Below are 25805 nucleotides of genomic sequence, written 5' to 3' on the forward strand. Positions count from 1 at the left end.
GGGGACGGACCATGACCACGCAACCGAAAGAAAACTACGTACATGAGTTCTTCCGCATCTTCTTCGCCAACCGCCAGTTGGTGAAACGGGTGTTCCTGGTGTTCGCGGTGATCGCCGTGCTGTTGCCGCTGGTGCTCAAGCAGAGCTATGACATCACCGCCGAAGTCATCGTGCAGTCCAAGAAGCTCTCGCAGAGCGACACCACCTCGGCGCTCAGCCAACAGGCCGACCAGTTCATCCCGCCGTCGCTGGCCGACATGGAGACCGAGAGCAACATCCTGCGCTCGCCAACCCTGATCCGCCAGACCATCGGCGAGCTGCGCAAGGAAGGCCACTATCCGGACGAGCCCGGCCTGCTGCGGCGCACCGTGCTCGACCCGCTGCGTCACGCGGTGATCGAACCTCTGCACCGGCTGTTCGGCAACAGCGTGGCGGACGATCGCGACACCCAGCTCGACACCCTCACCGACCAGGCGGTCAAGGACCTCAAGGTCGAGACCCTGCCCGGCTCCAACGTGATCTCCATCACCTACAGCGCCAATGACGCGAAGCTGGGCACGCTGTTCGTCAGCCGACTGCTGGAGAACTTCCTGGCCAACCGCCAGGACCTGCAGTCCAACGAACTGCCCGAGGCCTTCTACGAGCAGAAGAAGCTGCACTACCAGGCCCGCCTGGGCGACCTGGAAAGCCAGCGCCTGGGCCTGCTGACCGCCATCGGCTCGTCGGATCCCAAGGAAGAGATCACCTTCCGCCTCAATGCCATCAACACCGAAGAGCAGGCGCTCAACCTGCAACGTGACCGCCAGCTGCAGAACCAGAAGTGGCTGGACTACCTGCAAAGCAGCCTGGCCGCGGCCAACAAGGCGAAGATGGCCGACTACGCCTTCCCCTACACCTTCACCACCACGGTCGACAACGTCGCCTTCGAGGACCGCGAGATCAAGCAGCTCGGCGAGCAGCTGACCACCCAGCTGGCCCGCTACAACGGTGACGCCACGGTGTTCCAGCCAGGCTCCGACCAGATGGTGATGGCCCGCCAGCAGATCGCCCAGTTGCGCGCGCAGTTCCTCAAGATCGTCGAGAACCGCATCCGTGAACGCCAGCAGGACCTGGCCGTGACCCAGCAGGTGATCGAGCAGAAGACCCAGCGCATCGCCGACTACAGCAAGCGTATCCTCCAGTTGCGCGAGACCCAGAGCAAGACCCGCCAGCTGGACACCGAGATCGATGCCCTGCACAAGGCCTTCTCCACCTACGCCCAGCGCTACGAGGAAAGCCGTGGCCAGGGCCTGCTCGATGGCAGCCAGTCCAACGCGCGCATCCTCAGCGCCCCCTACGAGCCCACCGCGGCGAGCTTCCCGAAACCCGGCCTGATCATTCCGTTCGGCCTGGTCACCGGCCTGCTGCTGGCGATTGCCGTGGTCTACGTCAGGGAGTTCTTCGACCACCGCTTCAAGCATCCGGCGCAGATCAGCCACGAACTGGGCCTGCCCGTGTTGCTGGTGATCAACGACCAGACCCCGGCGCTGCCCAACCCGCACAAGAGCTGGTCGCTGCCACGCCTGTGGCACTGGGTGCGCAATTGAACGCCGCGCTGCACGCCGGCCGGCCGATCCTGCACCTGCTGAGCAGCGGCGGGTTCTACGGCGCCGAGCGCATGCTCCTGGACCATTGCCAGGCGACCCCTGGGCGGCATCGGGTGCTGTTTCTCGATGCCCCGGCCGAACTGGTGACGCGCTTTCGCGAGGCGGGTGTCGAGTGCGACACCTGCCGGGGCCTGGGGGCGGTGCTCAAGGCGCTTGGCGCGCAGCGCGGCGAGCGTCCGCTGGTCAACAGTCATAACTTCAAGGGGCAGCTGTTCGGCTGGATCGGCGCCAGCCTGTTGCGCCTGCCGATGGTCAGCACCCAGCATGGATTTACCCCGCGCAGCCGCAAGCAGCGTTTCTACACCTGGCTGAGCCTGCAGCTGTGCCGCACGCCGACGGTGGACACGGTGGTGTGCGTGGCCGAGAGCATTGCCCGTATCCATCGCAATGCCGGGGTGCCAGCGGCCAAGCTGCAGGTGATTCCCAACGGGCTGCCCGAGATCAGTGAAGCGCAGGCAAAGGATGGCATGGGAGCGGCACAGCCAGGCGGCGCCCCCTGGCTCGCCGCCTACGTCGGCCGGCTCTCCAGCGAAAAAGGCCCCGACCTGTTCCTCGACACGCTGATCCCGGTGTGCCAGCGCCAACCGCGGGTCCACGCCGTGATGCTTGGCGAAGGCCCTGAACGCGAAGCCCTGCAACAGCGCATCGACGCTGCCGGTCTGGGCGAGCGCATCACCCTGCCGGGCTTCCAGCGCGACATGCGCGGCTGGATGAAACGCCTGGATGCCCTGGTCATCAGCTCGCGCACCGAAGGCACGCCGATGATCCTGCTCGAAGCCATGCAGGATGGTGTGCCGGTGGTGGCCTTCGGTGTCGGCGGCATCCCCGACGTGATCGAGCACGGCCACAACGGCCTGCTCGCCCGCCCCTTGGCCACGACCGAGCTGGGCGAGCATCTCGAAGCGCTGCTGCAAGACCCCGAGCAGGCCGGCGAACTGGTCGCCCGGGCGCGCCAGACTCAACGTCAACGCTACCACCTGCCGACCCTGGCACAACGCTGGGCCCAGGTGTACCGGGGCACGGCCGAGGAGGTTGTCGCATGATCATTCCCCTGTCGCTGGTGGCCCTGGTGGCCTTGCTGAGCCTGGGTCTGCTGGCCAGCCCCTACCCGTTCCTGGCGCCCGGCGGCGTGATCGGCCTGGCCGGCGTGCTGGTGCTGTACCGCAAACCGGCCTGGGGCCTGTTGGTGATCGCCACCCTGGTGCCGCTGGAGGGGCTGCTCAAGGACGGCCTGGTGTCCGGCGCCAAGCTGGTGGGCATCGGCCTGGTGCTGATCCTCAGCCTGCAACTGGCAGTGCGCCAACTCCCCGGCGAACGCCTGCGCAGCAATCAATGGCGCCTGCTGCTGCCGTTCATGGCCCTGTATCTGCTGAGCCTGTGGGCCAGCGATGACCTGGCCCTGTCGGGCGGGCACCTGCGTGAGCTGCTGGTGGGCCTGGTGGTATTCGTCATTACCTTGCTGGTCGGTCGCGACCTCAACCTGCCGCTGCTGGCGCGGCTGATCACCGTCAGCGTGTGCGTTACCTGCCTGTTCGCGATCTTCTCCACCAAGTACCAGGAGCAGGGCCGCGCCTCGGCCATGCTCGACCCCAACGCCTTCGCCCTGCTGATCACCATCGCCATGCCCCTGGGGCTGTGGCTGGCGATCAAGGCGCGGCAGATCCCGGTCAAGCTGTTCTGGGCCGGTTGCTGCCTGTTGCTGCTGGTGGGCATGACCAAGACCGAGTCGCGCTCGGGGCTGGTGGTGCTGCTCATCAGCCTGGGCATCGTGCTGCACAACTACCGCGAACAGCTGACGCGCATCCGCCCGCGCCACCTGGGCTTCGCCATGCTCGGCCTGGCCATCGTCCTGCCCCTGGGCATCGCCTTGATGCCCGCCGGCTACGCCGAGCGCATCCAGTCGCTGATGCTGCTCAAGTCCGGGGTCAACGCGCACCAGGACGAGTCGCTGGGACGGCGCGCCTCCTACCTGGTGGTGGGCAAGGAGATGATCAGCCACAGCCCGCTGCTCGGCACCGGGCCCGGCACCTTCCCGCTGCATTACGCCGACACCGGCTTCTCCAAGGCCTTCGCCCCGGTCAACAGCAAGACCACCGACCTCTACCGCCGCGCCCACAACACCTACCTGGAACTGTTCAGCGAGGTCGGCGTGCCGGCGGGCCTGCTGTTCGTCGGCATGATCGTGCTGGCCATGCGCAATTTCTGGCGGGCGCGCGCCGCCTTCCGCGCGGCCGGCGACCCGGACCGCGCCGACCTGATGACCCACCTGACCATGAGCATGCTCGCCATCGGCCTGTTCCTGATGTTCCTCAGCGCGCCGAGCCACAAGTACCTGTGGCTGATGCTGGCGCTGTCCAGCGTGCTGCTCGGCCAGGCGCGTGAGCAGCAGCCGGTGGAGGTGGCCCGATGAGCCGGGTGAGTATCGTCATCCCGATGTTCAACGAAGCCCGCCATATCGGCCGCACCCTCGACGCCGCCCGGCGCTCGGCCAGCGCGGCGGGGCTGGCCTGCGAGCTGATCGTGGTGGACAACGGTTCCAGCGACGACGGCCCGGCGCTCGCCCGCGCCCACGGCGCCCAGGTGCTGAGCGTGCCGGGCGTGGCCATCGGCGCCCTGCGCAATGCCGGCGTGAACGCCAGCCAAGGCGACTGGCTGGCCTTCCTCGATGCCGACATCGAAGTCCCGGAACATTGGCTGGACCTGTTGCTGGACCTGCAGCGCCGTGGCGAAGGCGATGTCTTCGCGCTGGACTGCGACACACCGCGCCACGCGCCGTGGTTCGCCCAGGCCTGGCAACGGCGCACCCTGCGCACCGGCCAGACGGTGCAGGACTGCACCTGGCTGCCCACCCCCAACCTGTTGATGCGGCGCAGCTGGTTCGAGCAGGTCGGCGGCTTCGACGAGCGCCTGCGCACCGGCGAGGACAAGGACTTCACCCTGCGCCTGCATGAAGCCGGCGCGCGCCTTCGCGTGCTGCGCGAACCTGCGGTGCTGCACTGGGGCTATGAAGCCAACTGGCGCGAATGGCTGGGCAAGGAGATGTGGCGCCAGGGCAGCCACCTGCAATTGCTGCGTAGCCATGGCGTGAGCCTGCGCCTGCTGCGCTTCCCGATGCTCTCGGTGGGCGCCTGGGTGCTGGACGCCATGGCCCTGTCGGCGCTGCTCGACGGTTTCCCGCATGTCGCCCTGTTCTTCCTGCTGGTCAGCGCCCTGCCCGCGCTGCTCCTGAGCCTGCGCCAGAGCCGCAGGCACCGCGACCCGCTGCTCACGCTGCAGCTCTGGGGCCTGCACTGGCTGCGCCTGCACCTGGCCGGCGCGGCGTTCATCCTCAGCCTGTTCAACCGCACCGCAAGGAGGCCCGCCCGTGGCTGAGTTCATTTTCTGGCTATGCCTGCTGCTGCCGCTGTATGCCTGGGTCGGCTATCCCCTGCTGCTGACCCTGGCCGCGCCGTTCTTTGCCCGTCGCACGCATTCACCATTGTCGCCGCAGCGGGTGAGCGTGGTGATCGCCGCGCACAACGAAGAGCGGCATATCGAGGCCAAGCTTGCCAGCGTGCTCGGCCAGGACTACGCAGCCGCCGAGCTGCAGGTGGTGGTGGCCAGCGACGGCTCCAGCGACCGCACCGTGGCCCTGGCCCGCAGCCTGGGCGACCCACGGGTGCAGGTACTGGACCTGCCACGCCTGGGCAAGGCCGGTGCGTTGAACAGTGCCGTGCAAGTGTGCACGGGCGACCTGCTGGTGTTCACCGACGCCGACAACCAGTGGTCGACCGACACCCTCGGCCTGCTGCTGGCGCCTTTCGCGGACGCCAATGTCGGCGGCAGCGCCGGGCATATGATCATCCCCGATCCGGGCAAGGGCCTGAGCATCGGCGACAGCCTGTACCGCCACTATGAAGCCTGGGTGCGCAAGGTGGAGAACCGCACCGGCTGCATGGTCTCGGCCGACGGCGCCCTGCTGGCCCTGCGCCGAGCGCTGTACCAGCCTATTCCGAAACAGGTCAACGACGACTTCTTCATCAGCACCTGCGCACCGGCCGCCGGCCTGCGCATCGTCTATGTGCCCGAGGCGGTGGTGCTCGACCAGGGCGTGGACGAGGCCGACAAGCAGTTCCGCCGCCGCCAGCGCGTCACCGTCGGCGGCCTGCTGAGCCTGGCCGCACGCCGTGAGCTGCTCAACCCAGCGCGCCACGGCCTGTACGCCATCGCCCTGATCAGCCACAAGCTGATCCGCCGCCTGGCCCCGGTACTGCTGCTGCCGCTGCTGCTGGCCAACCTGTGGCTGGCCGCCGAGCCCGGTTTCTACCGCCTGACCCTGGCCCTGCAACTGCTCGGCTACGCCGCCGCCATCGCCGGCCTGCTCGACGCCCGTCGGCGCTTGCCCCGCCCGTTCCGCCTGGCCGCCTTCGTGCTGGTCACCCTCGCCGGCATGAGCGTGGGCCTGTGGCAATTCCTGCGCGGGCACAGCTACAGCCAATGGAACCCCGACCAGAATCGATGAGCGACGGACATGCCGATCAAGACCCATATCAAGCAGGCCAGCGGCTGGTTCTATTTCAACTCGCCACGCGGACGCGCCGAGCTGCGTGGCGCCGGGGTGATCCTCATGCTGCACCGGGTGCTGGCCGATGACGCCAGCGCCGCGCTGCCCCACCGCAACGAACTGTGCGTTGGCCCCCGGGCCTTCGAAGGCTTGCTGCGCTGGCTGCCCCGGCATTTTGACTGCGTCAGCCTCATGGACCTGCTGCAGAGCCACGAGGAACCTCGCGGCGACAGCCGCCCCAAGGTGGCGCTGACCTTCGACGACGGCTGGCGCGACAACGCCGTCAACGCCTTTCCCCTGCTGCAGCGCCACCAGGTGCCGGCGAGCATCTTCCTGTCCACCGACTACATCGGCAGCCGCCAGCGCTTCTGGTGGGAAAGCGTCGGCGAGACCTTGTGGGGCAGCCATGGCGAGGAGGCACGGCGGCAACTGATCGAACGCCTGCGCAAACTCGGCCGGCCGCTGCCGGCAGCCTACTTCATGCACGACCACAGCAAAGCCCGCAGCCTGGTGCTGGCGCGCTACCTGCAGACCCTGAAGAGCCTCAGCCCTCAGGCCCTGCACGTACTGACCGATGCCTGCCCGACGGAATCGCTGCCCCAGGCCATGGACTGGCAGCAGGTGCGCGCCCTGGAGGACTCCGGCCTGGTGCGCTTCGGCCCGCATGGCGCCAGCCATGCCCTGCTGCCCTACCTGGACGACCATCGCCTCAAGGAAGAACTGACCCGCAGCCATGCGGCACTCAACGAAGGCTGCCGCGCACCGCTGCCGGTGTACTGCTACCCCAACGGCGACCACGACGAACGCGTGCGCGCCCAGGTCGCCGCACATCGCTACCCCTACGCCCTGAGCACGCGCCCGGGCATCTGCCAGGGCCATGACGACCCGCTGGCCCTGCCGCGCATCGGCGTCAGCCAGCGCAATGCCAGCCGGCCCTCGCTGCTGGCCTGGCGCATCAGTCGCGGAGACCGCTGATGAACCGCAACAGCTACCTGCGCCACCTGGCGCTGAGCATGGGCACCAAGCTGGCGATGATCGCCCTGCGCCTGCTGCGCAACGTGCTGCTGGCGCGCATCCTCGGGCCCAGCGAGCGCGGCCTGTTCGCCCTGCTCAGCACCCTGCCCGACCTGATCAGCGCCGCCACCAGCGGCGGCCTCAACAGCGCGGTCGGCTACCAGGCGGCCAAGCAGCGCGACATGGGCCTGCTGCTGACCCAGGTGCTGGTCTACGGTTGCCTGCTGGCCGGCGTGCTGACCCTGGCCTGCGTGTTCCTGGTGCGCGAGTTCGGCGCCGACCTTGAGGTCACTGTGCAACTGGGCCTGCTGGCCTGGCTGTTGCTGCTGGCGGTGCCGATGACCGTGCTCAAGAGCGGCCTGCTGACCCTGCACAACGCCAGCGGCGGCGTCGGCGCCTTCAACGCCCTGCGCCTGACCGAATCGCTGGCGCCGCTGCTGCTGTTCCTCGGGTTGTTCTGGATGTGGCGCGACGAAGCGCTGGAGGCGGCGCTGATCAGTTGGCTGTGCGGCATCGCCCTGGTCCTGGCGCTCGGCCTGTGGTGGCTGCGCCGCCAGCACCCGCTGGCCCTGCGCTGGGACCGTGGCGGCCAGCGCGAGCTGCTCAGCTACAGCGCCAAGAGCCACCCCGACCTGTTGTTCCAGCAGTTGATCCTGCGCTCGGACTACCTGTTCATCGGCGCGCTGCTCGGCAGCACCGCCCTGGGCCACTACGCCATGGCCAGCGCCGCCGCCGAACTGCTGCTGATCGTCCCCGAGGCGGTGACCACGCCGCTGATGAAGCGCCTGCTGCAGCAGGATGCCGGCATGGAACGCATCACCCCCCTGGCCCTGCGCCTGACCGCCACGGTGATGCTCGGCGCCTGCCTGGGCATGGCGCTGATCGGCCACTGGCTGATCGTCACCTTGTTCGGCGCCGAGTATGCCCCGGCCTATCCGGCCCTGCTGGCGTTGCTGCCGGGCCTGCTGGGGCTGTGCTACGCCAGCATCCTGCGCCTGGACCTGCTGGGCAAGAACCGCCCCGGCACGGTGTCGCTGATGATGGGCGCCGGTGCTGCGCTGAACCTGGTGCTCAACATCTTGCTCATTCCGGCCTGGGGTATCGTCGGCGCGGCCGCGGCCTCGTCCATCGCCTACCTGGCGGTCACCGTGGCCATGCTGGTGCTGTACTGCCGCCTGAGCGGCGTGCCGCTGGGTCAGACCCTGGTCATCCTGCCCGCCGACCTGGCGCCGCTGCGCCAGATACTGCAACGGCGGGCGGCATGAAGGCGGCCTTGCTGTGCGGTGCGCTCCTGACGCAGAGCGCGCTCGCCGCGCCTGTGCAATGGGGCGATATCCGCGACGGCAGCCTGTACCTGCTCCCCGACCGCGCCGATGAACTGCGTATCCAGTGGCAACCCGCCTGGCAGGCCGATGCCAACGCTGAGCACCTGTACCTGCTGGACGGCAACGGCCGCCTGGCCGGCGAAAGGCGGATCGAAGCCACGCAGGTGCGCGGCGAGCAACGCTGGCCGTTGGCAGCGGGCGGCGGCGCCTATCGCCTGGAGGTGCCCGGCTACAGTTTCCGCGACTATCGCGTCCAGCACGGCGACAGCACCCGTGCGCTGTTCGCCCCGGCCAAGGTGCACTTCAGCGCTGAAGTGGGGCCAGGCGTTACCCTGTATTTCCGGGTCAAGGCCGGCGAGCAGGCGGTGTTGGCCGGCAAGCACCACGGCGGCGTGCATGGCCTGTTCGCCGAACGCCTGAGCGATGGCCGGCGTATCCAGCTGCCGCTAAAACCTTATCGCGCCTACTGGCGCTTCGATCAACAGGCGCTGCCTGCCAGCAGCCGTGACGAAACCTGGCGCCTTGGCCTGCAGGGCAGCGGCAAGGCGGCGTTCTGGCTCGACGGCAGCGCCAACCTGTTCGCCCAGCGCGCCGCAGACCTCGGCGAGCTGCCGCAACTGCCGGGCCAGGTAACCCTGGCCCTGGGTGACAAGGTGCTCGGCCCGACCCCACGGCTGGGCGTTGCCCTGCCCTACGTGCTGCCACCGGCCTCGAGCTTCGCCGCGCTGGACGCCCTGCGCCCCCAGGCCGCCGGCTTCTACAGTTTCGTCGATGTACTGCAACGCCAGCCGGACTTCGAGAACGCCTGGCGCAAGCTCTATCAGGAGCGTTTCGGCATTCTCCAGGACATCACCCTGCTGGCCGGCAGCGCCCGGGTCGCCGACCTCAGGAGCGACCGCACCAGCACCGATGGGTTGAGCGCCTGGCTCGAGGCGACCAAGGCACTCGGCGGCAAGGGCACCCACTACCTGGCCTTCGCCGACGAGCCGAATCTCAACTACCGCGACTACGCCAGCTACCGCGATTTCTTCCAGGCCATGGCCAAACGCGTACGCGACTACCCAGGTGCCCGCGAGGCTGGCGTGCGCATCGCCATGCCGGCCTCCTCGCGCCTGCTCGGCGGGCCCTTCACCGACGACGGCAAGCAGCGCCGCGGCATCGACTGGGCACGGCGCCTGCTGGCCGAGCAAGGCGCGCAGATCGATGCCCTGGCCTGGCACGAATGGATGGTCCGCGACCTGCTCGCCACCCGCAGCTACCGCGACAGCGTGCGCCAGGCCGCCGCGCTGGTGGGCCTGGATGGTCAGGGCCGGCCGCGCAAGGCGCTGCTGCTGGACCAGACCAACCTGTCCAGTGGCTCGAGCCTCAGCCCCTACGAACAGAACACCCACTACGCCGGCCTGTGGTGGACCTCGGTGGTGATCAACGCCGCCAGTGACGGCCTGCTCGACATGCTCAACTGGTTCCACGTCGCCGACGAGCCCGAATGGCCCAAGGGCATGCTGCGCGATGCCGACGGCCAGCGCTACGAACTCAAGCCGGTGGGCTTGGCCCAGCAGTTCATCCAGCGCCACTGGCTGGACCAGGTGCTGGCCCTGGACAACGACGCCTTCGAGGTCGATGCCCTGGCCATGGCCCGCCAGCACCAGCGCAGCCTGCTGGGGGTGAACAAGGCCGAGCGCCTGCAGCAGGTGGCGCTGACGCTCGGCGGCTGCCCCACCGGCCAGCTCGAACTGTTCGGCCCCGACAACCAGAGCCGCCGCGCCAGCTTCAGTTGCACGGATGGCCAGATCCACTTTCAACTGCCAGGGCAGACCGTATTCGCCCTGACCTGGAGCGCGTCATGAGACGCACCTCGATCAGCCATGCCCAGGAGGCACCATGACTGCATTCACCAAGATCCAGGACCGCATCAAGCGCAAGGGACTGCGTGACACCCTCGGTAGTGCCTGGCGGCACTACGTCTTCTATCATTGGGAACTGTTGTGGATGGAGCGCGACCTGGTCAGCCCGGTGCCGCCGCACCGGCTCAAGCCCTATGGCGCCCTGCGGGTCGAGCACATCACCGTGCACAACGTGCGTGCCTTCGCCCGCCACTTCGGCGACCGGGTCGAGACCATGCGCGAGCTGGCCGCCGAGGGCCATACCGGGCTGATGTTCCTCGACGACGATAACGACGCCGTGGCATTCATCTGGGGCAGCAGCCGCCATTACCACGACCGTCACTACTACGGTTGCTGGTTCCCGGTCGGGCCGGGGGAGTTCTTCGAGTTCGGCGGCGAGCTGATCCGCAAATACTGGGGTACCGAGCTGTCGGTGGACCTGCAGCTGGAACTGTGGAAGGCCATGGCCGCCCAGGGCTGCACCAAGGTGGTGGACGTGTGCGAGCAGCACAATATTCCGGCGCTCAAGCTGCATCTGCGCATGGGTTATCAGGAACAAGGACGGATCATGAACGTGTACTGCCTGTTCGGCCGCTGGAAGTTCTTCCGCGAAAGCCGCTACACCACCTCGCGCCTCGAGCCATTGCGCAAGCCCGAGGCCCCGGCCTCCTCGGCCACGGCAGGTTGAGCCCATGGGCCTGCAACTGAAATGGTGCGCGTCGCTGCGCGCCGGCGACTTCCCCGCCGCCGACTACGAGGCGCTGCGCAGGCGCCTGCCCGGCAGCACGCCGTTCAACCACCTCGGCTGGCTGCGCGCCGCCGAGTCTGCCCTGCTGCCGGGCCAGCGGCTGCAGGTCCTGCTCGGCTACCAGGACGAGCGTCTGTGCCTGTGCCTGCCGCTGATCCGCGCCCGCGAACCCTTCGGCCCGCTGTTCGCCCCGGTGGTGCGTCACCTGGGATACCCGCTGAGCGACCGTATCGCCCTGCTCATCGACCTGCCGGCGCTGTATGCCGACCAGGTCCTGCAGGCCATACGCAAGCGGCTACCGCATGCCTTGCTGCAATTGAGCGAGGTTCCGGACAACGCCGAGCACGATGGCTGGCTGCGCCAGTGGGCCGGCGCCAGTTCCACCTGGCAGCAGCGCCTGACCTGCCGGGTGCCGGTGCACCGCATCAACGAGCAGGACCGCCAGGAAGTCAGCGGCGACCCGCGCTACAAGCTGCGCCGCGCGCGCAAACGCATCAAGGCCTGCGGTGCCAGCGTGCGCCGGGTCGTCGCCACCCCCGAGAACATGGGTGAACTGCTCGACGCTATAAGCGCCGTCGAAGCGACCAGCTGGAAAGGCGACGACGAGGTCGGCATCTTCTCCGGCCCCCAGCGGCGCCCATGGATGTACCAGGCCTTCACCGCCCTGGCCGGCGAAGGCCTGGTGTGCCTGGTGCTGCTGGAACTGGATGGGCGCTGCATCAGCTACCGTCTGGGCCTGTTGGAGCGCGGCCGAATCTTCGACTACAACCTCGCCTTCGTCCCCGAACACCGTGACCTGGGCAGCGGCCGCGTGCTGCTCGAGGAATGGATTCACTGGGGCCTGGACGAAGACTGGAAGTGGGTCGACGCCTCGCGGGTCAGCCTGGACAACTCCAGCCACCAGTTGCACGAGCGCATGACCGGCCAGGTTGAACAGTGGCGCCTGAGCAGCTACAGCTGGCGCCCCGACGGCTTGCTGCTGGGGCTGGCGCTACGCTGCTGGCACTGGCTCAAGCCACGCCTGCGCAGGCGTTCGCCGCGCCAGGAAGCCGATATTGTCGCCCCCACCCCGCCACAGGAGCGCCCGGATGCCATCCCAGGTCATAGTCAACGCTGACGATTTCGGCCTCAGCGCCCACACCAACGCGGTCATCCTGCACGCCTTCCAGGCCGGGCTGATCAGCTCGGCCACGGCCATGGCCAACATGCCAGCCTTCGCCACCGCCTGCATGCTGGCCCAGCAACCGGCGCTCAAGGGACGGGTGGGGTTGCACTTCAACCTCACCTATGGCCGCCCGCTGAGCCAGGCGATTCTCGCCGAGCCGCGCTTCTGCACGCCCCATGGCGAGTTCGACCTGCGCCTAAAACAACGCACCCTGCGCCTGTCGCGGCGCGAGCGGGCCGCCGTGGAAGCGGAACTGGAGGCCCAGTGGAAACACTGCCTGGATCACGGCCTGATGCCCAGCCACCTGGACTCGCACCAGCACGTGCACAACATCTGGCCGGTGGGCGTCATCGTCGCCCGCTTCGCCCGCGCCCAGGGGGTGCCGGTCCGCCTGGCGCGCAATGTGGGGCACAACATCGGGCCGGCCAAGCGCGTGTTCAAGAGCCTGCTCAACCGGCGCCTGCGCCAGCTCGCCGGGAGCACCGCCGACTTCGTCTGCACCCCGGCCGACCTCAAGGCCGGATTGGCCCCCGCGCACGGCGTGCTGGAGGTAGTGGCCCATCCCAGCGCGCTGGGCGGGCACGACTTCGGCGATGCCTACCTGGCCAGCGGCGAATCGCTGCTGGCGTTGGTCGAGCAGCGCCTGGGGCAAGTGCCGCGGGTGGGGTATGCGAGCCTGGGGATGCAGGAGGAGATGAGTTGATGGCCGCTGAGTGTTCGACGTTAGAAGTGCTGCGCCTGTGAAACCGAGCGCCGCCCACGCGGCGCATCGCGGATAAATCCGCTCCTACATCTGTTGCAACGTGGCCATGCCTGATAGGCCATGGTTGTTAGCCTTGTGCGCTTGACGCGATTTTTCGGCGGGCAAGGCTGGCAACCATGGCCTGACAGGTTCGGTACGTTGCAACAAATGTAGGAGCGGATTTATCCGCGATGCGCCGCGCGGGCGGCGCTCGATCTGATAGGCGCCAAACCTGTATCGACGGACACCCTATCACTAACGCCCCGGCGGCCGATGCCGGCGCTCGTGGTTCTCGGCCAGCCAACCGCGCAACGCCTCGGCCGGCATCGGCCGCCCGAGCAGGAACCCCTGCCCCTGGTCGCAACCGGCGTGGCGCAGGAAATCGTACTGCTCCTGGGTCTCGATGCCTTCGGCGGTGATGCGAAACCCCAGGGCATGCCCCAGATCGATGATCGCCCTGGCGATGGCCACCGCGTCGTCGTCTGCGGGCAGGTCCTTGATGAAGGCCCGGTCGATCTTCAGGTGGTCGATCGGCAGCGCGCGCAGGTAGGCCAGTGACGAATAGCCAGTACCGAAGTCGTCCACCGCCGTGGCCACGCCCATGGCCTGCAATTGCGCCAGCACCGCGCAGGCCTGCTGCTGGCTTTCCATCAGCAGGCTCTCGGTGATTTCCACCTCCAGCAGGTTGGCCGGCAGGCCATGGCGCTCCAGCGCCGAGGCGAGGCTGGTCACGTAGTCGCTGCGCTCGATCTGCAAGGCCGCGACGTTGATCGCCAGCGGTCCGGGCAGGCCATCACTGGCCCGCCATTCGGCCAACTGGGCGCAGGCCAGTTCCAGCACCCGCTCGCCGAGCGGGATGATCAACCCGGTGCGTTCGGCCAGGGGGATGAACTCCCCCGGCGAGATCAGGCCATGTTCCGGGTCGCGCCAGCGCAGCAGCGCCTCGACGCCCTCCAGCTGCCCGCTGAACAGATCAACCTTGGGCTGGTACCACAGCTCGAACTCATTGTGCTCCAGCGCCCGGCGCAGGTTGCGCTCCAGCTCCAGGCGCTGCTGCAGGCGCTCGGTCATGTCCGGGTGATAAGGCCGCCAGGCGTCGCGGCCGGCCTCCTTGGCGGCGTACATGGCGGTGTCGGCATGGCGCAACAGGCTGTCGGCATCCTCGCCATGCTGCGGGCACCAGGCCAGGCCGATGCTGCCGGTGACCAGGGCGGCGTTGCCATTGAGGTCGAATGGCCGCTGCAGGCAGCGCAGCAAGGCGCGGACCTGCTGGTTCACCTGCCCCTGGGCGCCCTGCAGCATGAACACGAACTCGTCGCCGCCCAGCCGGCAGAGCCGGTCCTGGCTGTCGAGTTCCTGCAGGAAGCGCGCGGTCGCCTGCTGCAGCAACAGGTCGCCCATCGGATGCCCCAGGCTGTCATTGACCTGCTTGAAACCGTCGATGTCGAGCATCAGCACCGCCAGGCCATGGCCCTGCAGGATGGCAGTGCTCAGTTGCTGCTGGAACAGGATGCGGTTGGGCAGCCCGGTGATGGTGTCGTAGTGGGCCAGGCGTTCGAGCTGGGCCTGGTAGCGCTGCAGCTCGCGATTGCGTTGCTCGAGCAGGCGCTGCTTGCGATTGAGCTGCGCGACGAACAGGCTGAACACACCCGTGCAGCTCAAGGCGAACAGGAACAGCGGCGAGCCGAACAGGTCCAGCCCCGACCAGCCACCCCGTGGCGCGGCGACCAGTTGCCAGAGGCCGCCCGGCACCTCCACCGTCATCTTCACCTGCGGTTCGTCGAACAGCCGAGGATCACCCCAGATCAGCGCGCCTTCGGCGCCCTTGCCATCGCCCCCGCGCACGGCCAGCTCGAACTCGGTGTCCGGGCGCAGCCCCGCCGTGAGCAGCAATCGATCGATATCGGCAACGATCGACACATTGCCCCAGTAAAAGCGCACGCCGCGCTTGCCGGTGACGAACACCGGTCGTCGGTAGATCAACCCCCGCCCACCCTGATACAGCTGCAGCGGGCCGGCCAGCACCGGCTGGGCCTGTTCGCGGGCCGAGCGCAGCATGGGAAACTGTTCCGGCAACTGGCGGTAATCCAGCCCGATCAGGCGCTCGTTGCCGGGCAACGGGTAGACATCACTGATCACATCATCCGGCGCCAGCGCGATATGGCGCATGTACGGCACCGACTGCAAGGCATCGCGGGCCATGCCATGGAAATGCGCGGGGCTGATGCCGCCGTCGGCACTGATCAGCTGGGCGATGCCTTCGGCCTCGCCGAACGCCGCGCCCAGCTGCGCCTCCAGCGCACCACGCATCCCCGCCAGGTGGGCTGCCAGGTTGCCCAGTTGCTCACTGCGCTCGCGCTGCGCGTCGAGGTGACCCAGGGCGACCGAAAGGCCGATGCCCACCAGGGCAAGGCCGACCGGCAACAGACGGTTGAGCGTGTGCCGCAAGGTGCCGGAAGGCACGTGCGCAGGTTCAGGAGAATGCTGGGGAATGGTCATAGGCAGGCGATGGCAGTCGATTTAGCAGTTATCGGCGTGGCGCGACCAATATTGAGGCCTGTTTTCCCAGCTCGCGGGCCGGGATGCATATGCACCACCGTCGATGCCAGCGCAGCTGCTCTGATGCGGGCTTTGCGAGGAGCCAGACATGACATCGGATACCCCCAACCCGCACCAACATATCCTTGAGCGCCGCCTGCCGGCCTGGGCGCGGGAAGCCACGGCCGAACACTGGCAGCGGCTGCACGAAGGCATCATGCCGTCCCAGGGCCTACCCGACAGCGAGGCGGCCTGGTTCGCCAATGCCGCGCCCCACCTGCGCGAAGCAGTCAAGGCCAGCCAGGCTCGCCTGATGCGCAGCCAACGCACGCTGGCCAGGCACCTGCGCGGCCTGAAGAACATCAACGAGTTCGCCGAACCCCTGCTCGCCGAGCGCCTGCGCAGGCAACACGGCCTGAGCACGCCGCTGCGCAGCACGTCGCTGATTGTGGTCAAGCGGTTCTATACCTTCCAGGTCTACACCATCCATCACGAACACCGTAGCCTGCTGCAGGCCGCCCTGCAGAATTTCGCTGAAAACGTCACCTTCGATCGCGACAGCGCGCTCGCCCTGGAGGGCGACTGGCAGGTGAACGAAGGCCTGGTCACCGGCAAGACCACGCTCGGCGACAGCGAGACCGCAGTCGATATCGAGCTGCCCAGCGAGCAGATTCGGATCAAGCCACTGGCCCTGTCACCAATGGAGTTTGCCAACACCTGCCGTGATCTGGATATTGGCCAGCGTTACCAGGGCCATCTCGATGACCTGTTCTCTCCCCCGCTGGTTCGCCCGGCGGCGATCCACGTCCATCAGGCGAATCTGCGCCTGGCGACAGATTTGGCCAGGCTACGCAACCGACTGACCGGCAAGGGCTGGGATGCGCTGCAAGGATTGCTGGACGATGGGAAGGCGCTGGCCTGCAGCCAGTTGAGCCTGTTCGGTATCACCCTGCACGAGGCGACCCTGATCGATACCGCCACAGCGGGCGTGCTGCTCTATCTGCCAGGGCAGGCCGACAGCCTGCGCGCCTTCGACAACCTCGCAGCCTTGCAGCGGCAACTGCACATCGACTTGCAACAGGCACCTTTTCACCAAGGTTTCATGGACTATGTGCCCCGCGAGCTGCAAGGCCAGTTTGCCAGCCGATTACGGCAGAACGCCGAGGGCGACCTGCACCTGCGCAGCGTGCCGATCCGCGCCAACCTTTACGATTTTCTCCATGATGACCACGTGGCCCGGCTCAAGCACGAAGCCCTGCAACTGGCAGTGCCCACCGCGCTGGCCAACGAGCACGCACGCAAGGCGCGCAAGCTGCTCTGGGAAAACGCCGGCCTCGACATGCTGATGATCGCCGGGATGTTCGTCCCCGCGCTGGGCACGATCATGACCGCAGTGGTGGCCTACCAACTGCTGGATGAAGCCTATCAAGGCTATGAGGCCTGGGTAGTCGGTGACCGCGAGCAAGCTTTCGACCACCTAAAGGCGGTAGCCCTCAACCTGGCCGTGATCGGCGGCCTGCACTTGACGGGCAAGGCGCTGAGTCGACTGGCAACCAGCCCGCTGATGGAGGCCCTCGATCCCGTCACCCTTGCCGACGGCAGCCAGCGGCTGTGGCGGCCCGCCCCCTCCCCCGGTTCGAGCAACACCGCGCGCCCTGCGGCACTGCGCGATATGCTCGAGCAACAGCACATCCCCACGCGCAGTGAAAACGCCCAGCAAGCCGCGCTGGAGAACCTGCACATACCCAAGCTGGCCAACGTGCACAGCGAGCGATTGATCGTCGATGCCATGAGCCGACTGCCAGGCTGGCCAGCAGAGCTGCGTCTGGAACTGCGCTATGCGTCCCCCCGAGGGCCTCTGCTGCTTGCCGCAGGTGCAGAGAATGCCAGCCGCATCTGCACCGTGCTCAAGTCGGCCGAAGGTTACGAAGCCTACCTTGAGGAACGACCCGCGGCCCCGCCACAAGACCACGACCTGTGCCGAGCGGTCCTGCAGGCACTGTCCAGCGGCGACCGCGAGGCCCTCGACCTGACAACCACCGGTGCCGAACAATTGCGTCAACGTATCCACGACCTGACTGTCTCGGAACGCACCCTGGCCAGAAGCCTGCTGGATACATCCGCGCCAGGCTGGGGCAAACTCGGCCGGCTGCGCGGCGGCATGGAGGAACCCGCGCCTCCCGCCCTGCACATCGATATCGGCGCATTCGCGCAGGGCTATCGCCAGCTCTACCCTGAAGTCGCCGACTTCCAGATCAACGCCCAGTTGACCCAGTGGCTCGATGCCGACCTGGATCCGGCACGGCAACTTGAGGATCTGGAACAGCAGTTGCTGGCGTTCCGCAACCAGATGCGCGCCTGGGCTGGCAATGACCCATTGCGCCATGCCGCCGCCCGACGGTTGGTCAGCAACTGGCAGCGGATCTCGGAGTACTCGGAGGAGGAAGGGCTTGGCATTCACCTGATCAGCCTGACCGACCTGGAACTGACCAACGAAGACCTGGCCACCTTGGCACTGCCAGACCGCTTCACCCATATCGAACGAGTCGACCTAGGCGCAAACCCCGGCTTGAGCCAATTGCACGTTGGAATGGCTTGATATGCAGGGTAACAATCTGGTCTGGAACGACGCGAATCAAGCGGCCCTGGACCGTCTCGACGCGCTTCGCATGCTGGACCTGTCGCGCAACCCGCTGGCCCGCAGTCCCGACCTCAACCGCCTGGGCGAACTGGATGTGCTCAACCTCAACAGTTGCGAACTCGTCGATTGGCCCAGCGGTATTCGTAGCGACGAAGACTGGCGACCTGTCGTCTTCGACCTGCGTGACAACCGCTTCGCCAGCTTGCCGCAGGACCTGCATCTATCGCGGGTGGCGGCCCAGAACCTGTGGCTGGAAAGCGCGGACCTCAGCGAGCGGGTCAGCCAGCAGATCCAGGCCTATTACGTTCAGCACGGCATCGACTTGCTGGTTGCCGATGTCGATTACGAGGATCTGCTGGAGGATACCGATGCCGACGACCGGGCCATCTGGAACGCGCTGCCGCTGCAATACCGTCGCGAGCTGCGTGACCTGCAGGATCTGCCAGACTACGATCATGCCCGGTTGTGGCAACGGCTGCGCACCTTTGCAGATCCGCGAGCCAGGGATTATGCCCTGACGATCGGCGCAATGAGGCTGCTGGAGGCCGAGGCGTTCCCGCCACCGTTCGAGGAATGATCGGCAACGACGGCGCCGGGCTGGCAATTTTCCGGAGGTCGGCGCATGCTCGCAAGCTGAAGCGTTTCATCATCCGGATTTGAGAGGTGCAGTAACCATGGACCGTCTGCTCGACTCGCTGTTTCCCGCCCTCGAGGACATCCCCGAAGCCTGGCGCCTCGGCTCGCCCCTGGAGCAACGCGACTATCTGGTCAACGGTGAGCTGCGGCACTGGGACGGCCCGCTGGCCACCGTGCGCAGCCCGGTGTGGCTCAAGGAAGGCGACAGTGAGCGCCAGGTCATCCTCGGCAGTGCTCCCCTGCTCGACGCCGACACCGCGCTCACCGCGCTCGACGCGGCCGTGGCCGCCTACGACAAAGGCCGCGGCGCCTGGCCGAACATGCGCGTGGCCGAGCGTATCGGGCATGTCGAAACCTTCCTGGCGCGCATGCGCGAGCAACGCACGGCGGTGGTCAAGCTGCTGATGTGGGAGATCGGCAAGAACCTCAAGGATTCGGAGAAGGAGTTCGACCGCACCTGCGACTACATCGTCGACACCATCGAGGCGCTCAAGGACCTCGACCGTCGCTCCAGCCGCTTCGAGCTCGAACAGGGCACCCTTGGCCAGATCCGCCGCGCACCGCTGGGCGTGGCGCTGTGCATGGGCCCGTACAATTACCCGCTCAACGAAACCTTCACCACGCTGATCCCGGCGCTGATCATGGGCAACACCGTGGTGTTCAAGCCCGCCAAGTTCGGCGTGCTGCTGATCCGCCCATTGCTCGAAGCCTTCCGTGACAGCTTCCCGCCCGGGGTGATCAACGTCATCTACGGGCGCGGCCGCGAGACCGTCAGCGCGCTGATGGCCAGCGGCAAGGTCGACGTGTTCGCCTTCATCGGCACCCACAAGGCCGCCAGCGACCTGAAGAAGCTCCACCCACGCCCGCACCGCCTGCGCGCGGCGCTGGGCCTGGACGCCAAGAACCCCGGCATCGTCCTGCCCCAGCTCGACCTCGACAACGCCGTCGAAGAGGCCGTCACCGGCGCCCTGTCGTTCAACGGCCAGCGTTGCACCGCGTTGAAGATCCTGTTCGTCCACGAGGACGTGGTCGAGGCATTCCTCGACAAGTTCCAGCGCAAGCTCGCCGCGCTCAAGCCCGGCATGCCCTGGGAGCCCGGCGTGGCGCTGACGCCGCTGCCAGAACCCGGCAAGCTCGACTACCTCGACGGCCTGGTGGCCGATGCCATCGCCAAGGGCGCCCGGGTGCTCAACGAGGGCGGTGGGCAGAGCCGCGGCTCGTTCTTCTACCCTGCGCTGCTCTACCCGGTCAGCCAGGACATGCGCGTCTATCACGAGGAACAGTTCGGCCCGCTGGTGCCAGTGGTGCCCTATCGCGACCTGCAGAGCGTGATCGACTACGTGCTCGATTCCGACTACGGCCAGCAGCTGAGCCTGTTCGGCAACGACCCGCAGACCATCGGCGCGCTGGTCGATACCTTCGCCAACCAGGTCGGCCGGATCAACCTCAACGCCCAGTGCCAGCGTGGGCCGGATACCTACCCGTTCAATGGCCGCAAGAACAGCGCCGAAGGGACCTTGTCGGTGCATGACGCATTGCGCGTGTTCTCCATTCGCACCTTGGTCGCGACCAAGTTCCAGCAAGCGAACAAGGAGTTGATCAGCGAGATCATCCGCAACCGGCAGTCGAGCTTCCTGACCACCGACTACATCTTCTGAACAATTCGCCTGATCAGGGCTGCTGCGCAGCCCATCGCCGCGATTCGTCGCCACGACAAGCCGGCTCCCACACCGACCGCGCCGCCCCTCAAGCCAAGCGCCATCCCTGTGGGAGCCGGCTTGCCGGCGATGGGGCGCAACGCGGCCCGTTGTTTTTATAGAGAATCGATATAAAGCAAGTGTCGATTTTCCAGGCTCATGAGCGACTCTAATCACCAAGGTGTTGCAACCCACCCCACGTGAAAGGAGATTACGCAAATGGCAGCCAAGCCCATCCCCGAAGGCCAGCGCAGCCTGACCCCCTACCTCGGCATCAAGGACGCCGCCAAGGCCATCGAGTTCTACAAGAAGGCCTTTGGCGCCGTCGAGGTGTTCCGCCTCGAAGACCCCCAAGGCCGTGTCGGCCATGCCGAACTGAAAATCGGCGATTCCTCGCTGATGCTCGGCGACCCCTGCGACATGCCAAACACCCTCAAGCCCAGCCAGACCATCGAACACCCGGCCGTCGGCCTGCACCTGTATGTCGTGGACTGCGACAAGATCTACGCCCAGGCAATCGCTGCTGGCGCCAAGCCGATGAGCGAGGTGAAGGACCAATTTTATGGCGACCGTAGCGGCACGCTGAAAGATCCGTTCAACAACATGTGGTTCATCTCCACCCACAAGGAAGACCTCAGCCCCGAGGAAATCCGCGCCCGCGCCGCGAAAATGTTCGACGCCAGCTGAGCGGCAAGCTTCCAGCCACAAGCTTCAAGTTGAAAGCCGCCGCGCTTTGCCTGAAGCTTGAGGCTTGTAGCTTGGAGCTGCCCCTCAATGCGAATCATCGAAAAATCCGGCGCCCTGGTGCGCAGCCTGACCCCGGCAGAGGACGAACTGCTGGAGGGCTTCGCCCGTGGCACCCTCACCGGCCCGCGCCTGTTGCAGGCCAACCAATGGCTGATGAAGATACGCAGCGCCAACCAATGGCTGGCCTGCGACTGCCGCAAGGATGCCCTGCCGGTGCTCAACGTCTCGTTGAACGGCAGCACCGGCACCCTGTTCCTGCGCAACAATCCCGACACCCCCGAGCACACCCCCGGCTGCCCGTTCAGCAAGGATGAGCGCGAGGCCGGCGAACGCGCCGATGAAAACGCCGCCCCGGCCGCCTGGCTGGCGCCGGATGCGCCACTGCGCCTGCTCGGCGACTATCGCCGCGCCAGTGACGGCGAGGCACCTGCAACGCCACGCGAGCCCGGCGAGCGCCGCGAGCAACAGCGCCTGCTGTCACTGCTGCTGACCTGGATCGAGGCCAGCGGCCTGAACGTCTACGCCACCCACCTGAAAAAGGACCTCACCGCGCAGTTCGCCGACCTGCGCACTGTCGCCAACCGCTACCCGCTGCTGGAGCGGGTGCCCGCCAGCAACTACCTGGAAACCCGCCTGGACATGAAGCACATGATGATGCTCAAGGCGCGCCTGCGCGAGGCCACGGTGTTCGGCAACCACCGTCGGCACGGCCTGCTGCTCGACTGCGTGGACCAGGTCAAGGGGCGCAAGCTGTTCAACAACCGCAGCGAGGACGGCTTCGACTTCCAGGGCCACCACCAGTACTGGGGCGGCAACCGCGCCAGCGGGCCACTGCTGGCCCTGGCGCTGTATTCTCCGGCCACCGCCGGCAGCCATTTCTACGAACTGATCCACGTCGCCAGCGTGCCGGTGCTGTCACGCGGTCACCTGTTCCCGGTGTACCGCGATGAAGAGCGCGAGCCGCTCAAGGCACTGGTGTCGCTGATCGACTGGATGGCGAGCAAGGGCGTGAAGGTGTTGATGCGCCGCCCGGTGATCGGCGGCCAGGTGATGGATGAACTGGTGCTGACCTCGGACCAGGACCGGGTGCTGTCGGTGTCGCTGCTGGAGCAGCCGATCGGACCGGAACCGGATGCCGAGAACTTCAAGCGCTATGCCGACTTCAAGAGCCTGGATACCTTCCGCAAGTATGTGGCCGGGTTCTTCATGCGTGAACGCTGATTTATAGATTCTCAGGAGCTTTGCGGTGTTCAGTTGTAGGTATGGGGTGTCTGTTAGACCGAGCGCCGCCCGCGCGGCGCATCGCGGATGAATCCGCTCCTACATCTGTTGCAACGTGGCCATGCCTGATAGGCCATGGTTGTAAGCCTCGTCCGCTCGACGCAATGTTTCGGTGGGCATTGCCGCCGCCCCCACCTATCTCAAGCCCTGCGCCAAGGCTGGCAACCATGGCCTGACAGGTTCGGCACGTTGCAGCAAATGTAGGAGCGGATTCATCCGCGATGCGCCGCGCGGGCGGCGCTCGGTTCCACAGACGCACATCCCCTATCGGTGATCACCTAAAGGCTAGAACGCCGCCTTGAAGATCGCCTCGATCTCCACCTGGCTGGCCACCCGCGGATTGGTCAGCCCGCAGGCATCCTTCAACGCATTGGCCGCCAGCACCGGCACATCCTCGACCTTGGCCCCCAGTTCCGCCAACCCACTCGGGATGCCGATGGCCGCCGCCAGGTGCTCGATGGCCGAGATCGCAGCGCCGGCCCCCTGCTCGGCGTCCAGCGCGCAGACCTTCACCCCCATGGCCTTGGCCACATCACGCAGGCGCGCGGCGCTGACCTTGGCATTGAAGCGCTGCACATGGGGCAGCAGCACCGCGTTGCACACGCCATGGGGCAAGTCGTAGTAGCCACCCAACTGGTGGGCCATGGCATGCACATAGCCCAGCGAGGCATTGTTGAACGCCATGCCCGCGAGGAACTGGGCGTAGGCCATGTTCTCCCGCGCCACCAGGTCACCACCGTCGACGACCGCCTGGCGCAGGTTGGCACTGACAAGACTGATGGCCTTGAGCGCGCAGGCATCGGTGATCGGCGTGGCGGCGGTGGACACATAGGCCTCGATGGCGTGGGTCAAGGCATCCATGCCCGTGGCGGCGGTGAGCCCCTTGGGCATGCCAACCATCAGCGCCGGATCGTTCACCGACAAGATCGGCGTGACGTTGCGGTCGACGATGGCCATTTTCACGTGGCGCGCCTCGTCGGTGATGATGCAGAAGCGGGTCATCTCGCTGGCGGTGCCCGCCGTGGTGTTGATCGCGATCAGCGGCAGCTGCGGCTTGCTCGAGCGGTCCACGCCCTCGTAGTCGCTGATATGCCCGCCGTTGGTGGCGCACAGCGCGATGCCCTTGGCGCAGTCGTGGGGCGAGCCACCGCCCAGGGAGACCACGCAGTCGCAGCCCTCGCGACGCAGCATCGCCAGGCCCGCCTCGACGTTGGCGATGCTCGGGTTGGGCTTGGCGCCGTCGAACACCCGCGAATCGATGTCGCGCATGGCCAGCATGCCGGCGATGCGCTCGGCCACACCGGCCTTGGCCAGCCCGACGTCGGTGACGATCAGCGCCTTGCGCAGGCCATAGCCGGCAATCGCCGCCATCGCCTCTTCCAGGCAGTCGATGCCCATGATGTTTACGGCGGGGATGAAGAACGTGCTGCTCATGGCCGGGGTCCTCTCATGCTGACGGTAGGTTTTCAGCATCCGCCGGAATGGGCAGGTGGGCATTGATCCAGCGCAAGCCGGCCTACCCCATGAACAACCGATACGCCGGGTTCTCCGTCTCGTCCCAGTACTGGTACCCCATCTCGTCCAGTGCCCGTGGCAGCCCGGCCAGCTCGTCCTCGGGCACTTCCAGCCCGGCGAACACCCGCGCCTGTGCCGCGCCATGGTTGCGGTAGTGGAACAGGCTGATGTTCCAGCGCTTGCCCAGGCGTTCGAGGAAGCCCAGCAATGCCCCCGGGCGCTCGGGGAACTCGAAGCGCAGCACGCGCTCGCCCGCGCCGGGTGCCGCGTGGCCGCCGACGGTGTGGCGCACATGCAGCTTGGCCAGTTCGTTGTCGGTCAGGTCGAGCACCTGGTAGCCCTGTTCGCCCAGGCTGGCCAGCAACTGTTGCCGTGGGTCCTGCTGCGGGTGGGTCTGCACGCCGACGAACAGGCGTGCCTCCTTGCCTGGGTAGTAGCGATAGTTGAACTCGGTGATCTGGCGCTTGCCCAGGGCCAGGCAGAATGCGCGGAAACTGCCGGGGCGCTCGGGGATGGTCACGGCGATGATCGCCTCGCGCTGCTCGCCCAGCTCGGCGCGCTCGGCCACGTGGCGCAGGCGGTCGAAGTTGACGTTGGCGCCGGAGTCGATGGCCACCAGGGTCTGCCCTTGCAACCCTTCGCGGGCCACGTAGCGCTTGATGCCGGCTACTGCCAAGGCCCCGGAAGGCTCGGTGATCGAGCGGGTGTCGTCGTAGATGTCCTTGATTGCGGCGCACAGTTCGTCGCTGCCGACCGTCACCACCTCGTCGACGAAGTGGCGACACAGCTCGAAGCAGTGCGCCCCCACCTGCGCCACCGCCACCCCGTCGGCAAAGGTACCGACCTGCGGCAGGATCACGCGCTCGCCCGCGGCCATTGCGGCCTGCAGGCAGTTGGAGTCTTGTGGCTCGACGCCGATCACCTTGACCTCCGGGCGCAGGTACTTGACGTAGGCGGCGATCCCGGCGACCAGGCCACCGCCGCCGACGGGGACGAAGATCGCATGCAGCGGGCCTGGGTGCTGGCGCAGGATCTCCATGGCCACGGTCCCCTGCCCGGCAATGACATCGGGGTCGTCGAAAGGCGGTACGAAGGTGGCGCCGTCGCGATCGGCCAGTTGCAGGGCGTGGGCCAATGCGTGCGGGAAGCTCTCGCCGTGCAGCACCACATGGCCGCCCCGTGAGCGCACGCCTTCGACCTTGAGCGAAGGTGTGGTGGTCGGCATGACGATGGTGGCCTTGATGCCCAGATGCGACGCGGCCAGGGCCACACCCTGGGCATGGTTGCCGGCCGAAGCGGTGATCACGCCGCGGGCGCGCTGTTCGGGGGGCAGGCGTGACAGACGGGTGTAGGCGCCGCGGATCTTGAAGGAGAACGTCGGTTGCAGGTCTTCGCGCTTGAGCAGGACCTGGTTGCCCAGGCTGGCCGACAGGGCCGGCGCTGCTTGCAAGGGGGTTTCGATGGCCAGGTCGTACACCGGGGCCGAGAGAATCCGGCGCACTTGCTCGGACAGCAGTTGCCGGGGGGTTGCCGGGGTGCGAAGGGTGGCGCTGAAGCTGGTCATCGATGACTCCTGGTTTTTTGTCGTGCCCAGGAGTCAGAGAGAAGAAACCCGCCTCCAGGGCGGGTTCAGTGCATGTGTGCGCTAGCCCGCCAATCTGATAATGGCGGTAATAATGCTGAG

Annotated in this window: 19 protein-coding genes; 16 read left to right on the forward strand and 3 right to left on the reverse strand. The window is 66.9% G+C overall.

Annotation, left to right across the window (positions count from 1 at the left end; all coding sequences use genetic code 11):
* The first annotated feature begins 11 nt into the window (after nucleotides 1-11).
* Genes CCOS191_RS14320 through CCOS191_RS14370 form a run of 11 tightly spaced genes read left to right on the forward strand, consistent with a single transcriptional unit; the run spans nucleotide 12 to nucleotide 13027 of the window.
* On the forward strand, nucleotides 12-1586 hold the full coding sequence (locus CCOS191_RS14320; RefSeq protein WP_046855785.1) for a GumC family protein: 1575 nt from the start codon (nucleotides 12-14) through the stop codon (nucleotides 1584-1586).
* Nucleotides 1583-2689: a glycosyltransferase family 4 protein gene (locus CCOS191_RS14325; protein ID WP_046857802.1), complete on the forward strand. Its 1107-nt coding sequence runs from the start codon at nucleotides 1583-1585 to the stop codon at nucleotides 2687-2689. Before CCOS191_RS14320 ends, CCOS191_RS14325 begins: the two co-directional genes overlap by 4 nt.
* Nucleotides 2686-4056: an O-antigen ligase family protein gene (locus CCOS191_RS14330; protein ID WP_046855786.1), complete on the forward strand. Its 1371-nt coding sequence runs from the start codon at nucleotides 2686-2688 to the stop codon at nucleotides 4054-4056. Before CCOS191_RS14325 ends, CCOS191_RS14330 begins: the two co-directional genes overlap by 4 nt.
* Nucleotides 4053-5018 (forward strand): glycosyltransferase, encoded by a 966-nt coding sequence (locus tag CCOS191_RS14335; protein ID WP_046855787.1) that lies wholly within the window; start codon nucleotides 4053-4055, stop codon nucleotides 5016-5018. The genes CCOS191_RS14330 and CCOS191_RS14335 overlap by 4 nt, the downstream gene beginning before the upstream one ends.
* Nucleotides 5011-6147, forward strand: coding sequence for a glycosyltransferase (locus CCOS191_RS14340; RefSeq protein ID WP_046855788.1), 1137 nt, complete (start codon nucleotides 5011-5013; stop codon nucleotides 6145-6147). The genes CCOS191_RS14335 and CCOS191_RS14340 overlap by 8 nt, the downstream gene beginning before the upstream one ends.
* A 9-nt stretch (nucleotides 6148-6156) precedes the next feature.
* Nucleotides 6157-7164: a polysaccharide deacetylase family protein gene (locus CCOS191_RS14345; protein ID WP_046855789.1), complete on the forward strand. Its 1008-nt coding sequence runs from the start codon at nucleotides 6157-6159 to the stop codon at nucleotides 7162-7164.
* Complete coding sequence (locus CCOS191_RS14350) at nucleotides 7164-8468, forward strand: oligosaccharide flippase family protein (protein WP_046855790.1); 1305 nt, start codon at nucleotides 7164-7166, stop codon at nucleotides 8466-8468. Before CCOS191_RS14345 ends, CCOS191_RS14350 begins: the two co-directional genes overlap by 1 nt.
* Nucleotides 8465-10375 (forward strand): hypothetical protein, encoded by a 1911-nt coding sequence (locus CCOS191_RS14355; RefSeq protein WP_046855791.1) that lies wholly within the window; start codon nucleotides 8465-8467, stop codon nucleotides 10373-10375. Before CCOS191_RS14350 ends, CCOS191_RS14355 begins: the two co-directional genes overlap by 4 nt.
* 34 nt (nucleotides 10376-10409) lie before the next feature.
* A complete protein-coding gene (locus CCOS191_RS14360; protein WP_046855792.1) occupies nucleotides 10410-11099 on the forward strand; it encodes a GNAT family N-acetyltransferase in 690 nt (229 codons plus the stop codon).
* Between the two features lie 4 nt (nucleotides 11100-11103).
* On the forward strand, nucleotides 11104-12276 hold the full coding sequence (locus tag CCOS191_RS14365; protein ID WP_046855793.1) for a GNAT family N-acetyltransferase: 1173 nt from the start codon (nucleotides 11104-11106) through the stop codon (nucleotides 12274-12276).
* On the forward strand, nucleotides 12248-13027 hold the full coding sequence (locus tag CCOS191_RS14370; protein ID WP_046857803.1) for a ChbG/HpnK family deacetylase: 780 nt from the start codon (nucleotides 12248-12250) through the stop codon (nucleotides 13025-13027). The genes CCOS191_RS14365 and CCOS191_RS14370 overlap by 29 nt, the downstream gene beginning before the upstream one ends.
* Before the next feature lie 294 nt (nucleotides 13028-13321).
* On the opposite strand, the gene CCOS191_RS14375 is transcribed toward CCOS191_RS14370, so the two are convergent.
* Nucleotides 13322-15565 (reverse strand): putative bifunctional diguanylate cyclase/phosphodiesterase, encoded by a 2244-nt coding sequence (locus tag CCOS191_RS14375; RefSeq protein ID WP_046855794.1) that lies wholly within the window; start codon nucleotides 15563-15565, stop codon nucleotides 13322-13324.
* 148 nt (nucleotides 15566-15713) lie between these two features.
* On the opposite strand from CCOS191_RS14375, the gene CCOS191_RS14380 reads away from it, so the two are divergent.
* The 5 genes from CCOS191_RS14380 (at nucleotide 15714) to CCOS191_RS14400 (ending at nucleotide 22546) form a co-directional block, all read left to right on the forward strand.
* Nucleotides 15714-18203 carry a dermonecrotic toxin domain-containing protein gene (locus CCOS191_RS14380; RefSeq protein WP_046855795.1) on the forward strand — a complete coding sequence of 830 codons (2490 nt, stop codon included), beginning with the start codon at nucleotides 15714-15716 and terminating at the stop codon, nucleotides 18201-18203.
* Between the two features lies 1 nt (nucleotide 18204).
* Nucleotides 18205-18822: a hypothetical protein gene (locus CCOS191_RS14385; protein ID WP_046855796.1), complete on the forward strand. Its 618-nt coding sequence runs from the start codon at nucleotides 18205-18207 to the stop codon at nucleotides 18820-18822.
* 97 nt (nucleotides 18823-18919) lie between these two features.
* Nucleotides 18920-20539, forward strand: coding sequence for an NADP-dependent glyceraldehyde-3-phosphate dehydrogenase (locus CCOS191_RS14390; RefSeq protein ID WP_046855797.1), 1620 nt, complete (start codon nucleotides 18920-18922; stop codon nucleotides 20537-20539).
* A 258-nt stretch (nucleotides 20540-20797) separates the two neighbouring features.
* Nucleotides 20798-21265, forward strand: coding sequence for a VOC family protein (locus CCOS191_RS14395; protein WP_046855798.1), 468 nt, complete (start codon nucleotides 20798-20800; stop codon nucleotides 21263-21265).
* 87 nt (nucleotides 21266-21352) lie between these two features.
* A complete protein-coding gene (locus tag CCOS191_RS14400; RefSeq protein WP_046855799.1) occupies nucleotides 21353-22546 on the forward strand; it encodes a hypothetical protein in 1194 nt (397 codons plus the stop codon).
* A gap of 345 nt (nucleotides 22547-22891) precedes the next feature.
* Here the strand turns inward: CCOS191_RS14400 and yiaY are convergent, their stop codons facing one another.
* Nucleotides 22892-24040: an L-threonine dehydrogenase gene (yiaY, locus tag CCOS191_RS14405; protein ID WP_046855800.1), complete on the reverse strand. Its 1149-nt coding sequence runs from the start codon at nucleotides 24038-24040 to the stop codon at nucleotides 22892-22894.
* Between the two features lie 82 nt (nucleotides 24041-24122).
* The gene (ilvA, locus tag CCOS191_RS14410; RefSeq protein ID WP_046855801.1) at nucleotides 24123-25685 is read right to left on the reverse strand and encodes a threonine ammonia-lyase, biosynthetic; all 1563 of its coding nucleotides are present in this window, start codon (nucleotides 25683-25685) and stop codon (nucleotides 24123-24125) included.
* Nucleotides 25686-25805 lie beyond the last annotated feature (120 nt).

Source organism: Pseudomonas sp. CCOS 191 (genome assembly GCF_001007005.1).
Classification (GTDB): domain Bacteria; phylum Pseudomonadota; class Gammaproteobacteria; order Pseudomonadales; family Pseudomonadaceae; genus Aquipseudomonas; species Aquipseudomonas soli.

Coding starts and splice junctions, on each gene's coding strand:
- CCOS191_RS14320 (WP_046855785.1), top strand. CDS start 12: ATGACCACGCAACCGAAAGAAAACTACGTACATGAGTTCTTCCGCATC.
- CCOS191_RS14330 (WP_046855786.1), top strand. CDS start 2,686: ATGATCATTCCCCTGTCGCTGGTGGCCCTGGTGGCCTTGCTGAGCCTG.
- CCOS191_RS14335 (WP_046855787.1), top strand. CDS start 4,053: ATGAGCCGGGTGAGTATCGTCATCCCGATGTTCAACGAAGCCCGCCAT.
- CCOS191_RS14345 (WP_046855789.1), top strand. CDS start 6,157: ATGCCGATCAAGACCCATATCAAGCAGGCCAGCGGCTGGTTCTATTTC.
- CCOS191_RS14350 (WP_046855790.1), top strand. CDS start 7,164: ATGAACCGCAACAGCTACCTGCGCCACCTGGCGCTGAGCATGGGCACC.
- CCOS191_RS14355 (WP_046855791.1), top strand. CDS start 8,465: ATGAAGGCGGCCTTGCTGTGCGGTGCGCTCCTGACGCAGAGCGCGCTC.
- CCOS191_RS14360 (WP_046855792.1), top strand. CDS start 10,410: ATGACTGCATTCACCAAGATCCAGGACCGCATCAAGCGCAAGGGACTG.
- CCOS191_RS14365 (WP_046855793.1), top strand. CDS start 11,104: ATGGGCCTGCAACTGAAATGGTGCGCGTCGCTGCGCGCCGGCGACTTC.
- CCOS191_RS14370 (WP_046857803.1), top strand. CDS start 12,248: ATGCCATCCCAGGTCATAGTCAACGCTGACGATTTCGGCCTCAGCGCC.
- CCOS191_RS14375 (WP_046855794.1), bottom strand. CDS start 15,565: ATGACCATTCCCCAGCATTCTCCTGAACCTGCGCACGTGCCTTCCGGC.
- CCOS191_RS14380 (WP_046855795.1), top strand. CDS start 15,714: ATGACATCGGATACCCCCAACCCGCACCAACATATCCTTGAGCGCCGC.
- CCOS191_RS14385 (WP_046855796.1), top strand. CDS start 18,205: ATGCAGGGTAACAATCTGGTCTGGAACGACGCGAATCAAGCGGCCCTG.
- CCOS191_RS14390 (WP_046855797.1), top strand. CDS start 18,920: ATGGACCGTCTGCTCGACTCGCTGTTTCCCGCCCTCGAGGACATCCCC.
- CCOS191_RS14395 (WP_046855798.1), top strand. CDS start 20,798: ATGGCAGCCAAGCCCATCCCCGAAGGCCAGCGCAGCCTGACCCCCTAC.
- CCOS191_RS14400 (WP_046855799.1), top strand. CDS start 21,353: ATGCGAATCATCGAAAAATCCGGCGCCCTGGTGCGCAGCCTGACCCCG.
- yiaY (WP_046855800.1), bottom strand. CDS start 24,040: ATGAGCAGCACGTTCTTCATCCCCGCCGTAAACATCATGGGCATCGAC.
- ilvA (WP_046855801.1), bottom strand. CDS start 25,685: ATGACCAGCTTCAGCGCCACCCTTCGCACCCCGGCAACCCCCCGGCAA.